This is a genomic window from Acidovorax sp. KPB24-07 (assembly GCF_057543315.1).
The window spans coordinates 1-2,773 of record NZ_BAAJYS010000423.1 but is presented as its reverse complement, the minus strand read 5'-3'; the positions used below and the strand labels follow the sequence as shown (position 1 = coordinate 2,773).

5 protein-coding genes are annotated in these 2,773 nt (G+C 71.5%); 3 read left to right on the top strand and 2 right to left on the bottom strand.

All coding sequences use genetic code 11. The features are described from left to right. From AC27IQ_RS22010 to AC27IQ_RS22000, 3 genes are all read left to right on the top strand, one after another. A partial coding sequence (locus AC27IQ_RS22010) for an NAD-dependent epimerase/dehydratase family protein (protein ID WP_487090795.1) occupies positions 1 to 802 on the top strand: 802 nt, incomplete at its 5' end. Then, positions 799 to 1,167 (top strand): DoxX-like family protein, encoded by a 369-nt coding sequence (locus AC27IQ_RS22005; RefSeq protein ID WP_284408433.1) that lies wholly within the window; start codon positions 799 to 801, stop codon positions 1,165 to 1,167. The genes AC27IQ_RS22010 and AC27IQ_RS22005, both read left to right, overlap by 4 nt. Beyond that, the gene (locus tag AC27IQ_RS22000) at positions 1,164 to 1,640 is read left to right on the top strand and encodes a DUF2269 family protein (RefSeq protein WP_487090794.1); all 477 of its coding nucleotides are present in this window, start codon (positions 1,164 to 1,166) and stop codon (positions 1,638 to 1,640) included. Before AC27IQ_RS22005 ends, AC27IQ_RS22000 begins: the two co-directional genes overlap by 4 nt. Before the next feature lie 7 nt (positions 1,641 to 1,647). Here the strand turns inward: AC27IQ_RS22000 and AC27IQ_RS21995 are convergent, their stop codons facing one another. Next, a complete protein-coding gene (locus tag AC27IQ_RS21995; RefSeq protein ID WP_487090793.1) occupies positions 1,648 to 2,448 on the bottom strand; it encodes an aspartate/glutamate racemase family protein in 801 nt (266 codons plus the stop codon). A 35-nt stretch (positions 2,449 to 2,483) separates the two neighbouring features. Then, positions 2,484 to 2,773, bottom strand: a 290-nt coding sequence (locus tag AC27IQ_RS21990) for a transporter substrate-binding domain-containing protein (protein WP_487090792.1), incomplete at its 5' end; no start/stop codon positions are given.

The following is a 2,773-nucleotide window of genomic DNA, read 5'->3' as shown; positions in this document are numbered from 1 at the left end:
CCGCGCGGCAGGCCGCCCCGGCCAGGTCGCCATGGATTTCGCGCACGACACGGCGCCCGCCGCATGGCTGCCGCGCCTGGCAGGCATCGACGCGGTGGTGAATGCCGTCGGCGTGCTGCGCGACACCCGCGCACGCCCCATCGACGCCTTGCACCAGCACACGCCGGTGGCCTTGTTCGACGCCTGCGCCCAGGCCGGCGTGCGGCGCATCGTGCAGATCTCGGCGCTGGGCATCGCGGGCAGCGCCACACGCTACGCCACCACCAAACGCGCGGCCGACACCCACCTGCTCGGTCTGACCGCACAAGGGGCCGTGTCAGGCGTGGTGCTGCGGCCCAGCATCGTGTTCGGCCGGGGCGGCGCCAGCAGCGCGCTCTTCATGAACCTGGCACGCCTGCCGGTGCTGGTGCTGCCCGGGCCGGTGCTGCAGGCCCGCGTGCAGCCCGTGGCGGTGCACGATCTGGCCGATGCGGTGGCCGCGCTGATGGGTCCCGCGCTGGACGCCACCGGCCTCATCGAATGCAGCGGGCCCGAGGCGGTGCCCATGGCCGAACTGATCGCCAGCCTGCGCCAGCAATCGGGCCACGGGCCCGCCCGCGTGCTGCGCCTGCCGGATGCGCTCAGCCACCTGAGCGCCCGCCTGGGCGACCAGGTGCCGGCCCTGCCCTGGTGCAGCGAAACGCTCGCCTTGCTGGGCAGCGACAACACGGCAGACCCGGCCGCGCTGCGGCGCCTGCTGGGCCATGAAGCGACGCACTACCGCCATCTGGTCGAAAGCGCCTGGGCGCCGTCCGCACGATGAACGCCGAAACCACCCGCTGGCTGCGCGGCAGCCTCGTCCTGGTGTGGCTGGGCACCGCACTGGCCAGTGCCATCGAATCGCAAGGCCAGGGCCGCGATCTGCTGGTGCGTGGCGGGCTGCAGAGCGAAGCCTGGATCCAAGCGCTGGTGTGGGGCGGCATCGCCGCCGACACGGCCATCGGGCTCGCGCTGTGGCTGCGCCCCGGCCGGGCCACCGATGCCCTGGCACTGGCCTTGATGGGCGTGATGACGGTGGTCGCCACGGTGCTGCTGCCCGCGCTGTGGCTGGACCCGCTGGGGCCGCTGCTCAAAAACCTGCCCATTGCCGCCATCCTCGTCGTCCTGCTGAAAGCGCCACGCACATGAACACCTATCTCGCACTCAAATGGATCCACATCCTGTCCAGCGTGCTGCTGGTGGGTACGGGCTTCGGCTCGGCGTTCTACCTGTTCTTCGCCAACCGCAGCGGCAGCGTGGCCGCCCAGGCCGTGGTGTCGCGGCTGGTGGTGCGGGCCGACACGTGGTTCACCACGCCGGCCGGCATCGTGCAGCCGGTCACCGGCGCCGCCATGGCGATGATGGCCGGCTGGCCGCTGTCCACGCCATGGCTGGCCACCTCGATCGCGCTGTATGCAATAGCCGGCCTGTGCTGGCTGCCGGTGCTGTGGCTGCAGTGGCGCATGGCCGCCATGGCACGGGACGCCGCCGCGCAAGGCACGCCGATGCCGGCGCTCTACACCCGCTACGCACGCTGGTGGGAAGCGCTGGGCTACCCGGCTTTCGTGGCCATGCTGGCCGTGTTCTTCCTGATGGTGCACAAGCCCGCGCTGTGGGGCTGATGGCCGTTCAGGCGATGGCGTCGGCGCCCGCACGCGCGGGCGTTCGCGGCCCGATCCCGGCATAGGCACAGCGCGCCAGTGCCTCGGCCAGCACCTGCGACGGGTTGACCAAGCGGGCGCCCGCCGCGGCCTCGTCCAGGGCCAGCGGGATTTCGGTGCAGCCCATGATGAGGGTCGACACCCCATCGCGTTCGCGCAGCGCCTGTGCCACCGCCGCGAAACGGTGGCGGGCCAGCGCATAGTCGCCGGCCTTCACGCCGTCGTAGATGCCCTGCATGAGCTGCTCGCGCTCACCGGGCTGCGGCAGCACGCAGGCCACCCCGTGGCGCTGCAGTTCCGCCTGGTACAGCCCGCTGTCGTACGACCCTTGCGTGGCCAGCAGCGCCACGCGCGGAACCTGCGCGGCCGCGAGCCCGGCCGCCACTTCGCGCATGCCGTGCAGCACCTGCAGCTGCGGAAAGCGCTGCTGCAGCTCCCCATGCCAGGCATGGGCCGTGTTGCATGCGATCGCCACGGCCTGCACCCCCAGCGCCACCAGCCGGCCCGTGGCCTGCGCCATCGGCTCTGCCGGCTGGTGGGCGCCGGACGTGCGGTCGCCCAGGGCCGCCGTGCGATCGGGAATGGGCACCTGCGCCAGCCAGTGCTCCGGATAGGCCTGGTCCCGCACGGGAATGCCGAGCGCGGCCATGCGCCGCGTGCACGCCTCCACGAAGAGCCGCACAAAGTCGGCCCCGGCGGCCGGCCCCATGCCGCCCAGGATGCCCACCATGCGGGGCACCGGGTCGATCGCGGGGACTGACGGCGTCATGGACAATTTCCGGAAAGCGCTGGCACAGAGGGCGATCAGTTGGCGGGCTTGTCGCTCTGCGCCACCAGGTTGTCGCGCAGTTCCTTGGACATGGGCAGGCCCAGGTTCTGGCCCTTGGGCGGCACGGGCGACATGAACCACTTGGTGTAGAGCTTCTCGAACTCGCCGGACTTCATCATCCCGCCGATCACGCCGTTCACCAGCGCCTGGAACTGCGGATCGTCCTTGCGCAGCATGCAGGCATAGGGCTCGACCTGCAGCGAATCGCCCACCACCACCCAGTCCGCGGGGTTGCGCGCATTGCCCTTCAGGCCGAACAGCAAAA

Bases quoted from the DNA above. Each gene is read 5' to 3' on its own strand.
- AC27IQ_RS22005 (WP_284408433.1), top strand. From the start codon at position 799: ATGAACGCCGAAACCACCCGCTGGCTGCGCGGCAGCCTCGTCCTGGTG.
- AC27IQ_RS22000 (WP_487090794.1), top strand. From the start codon at position 1,164: ATGAACACCTATCTCGCACTCAAATGGATCCACATCCTGTCCAGCGTG.
- AC27IQ_RS21995 (WP_487090793.1), bottom strand. From the start codon at position 2,448: ATGACGCCGTCAGTCCCCGCGATCGACCCGGTGCCCCGCATGGTGGGC.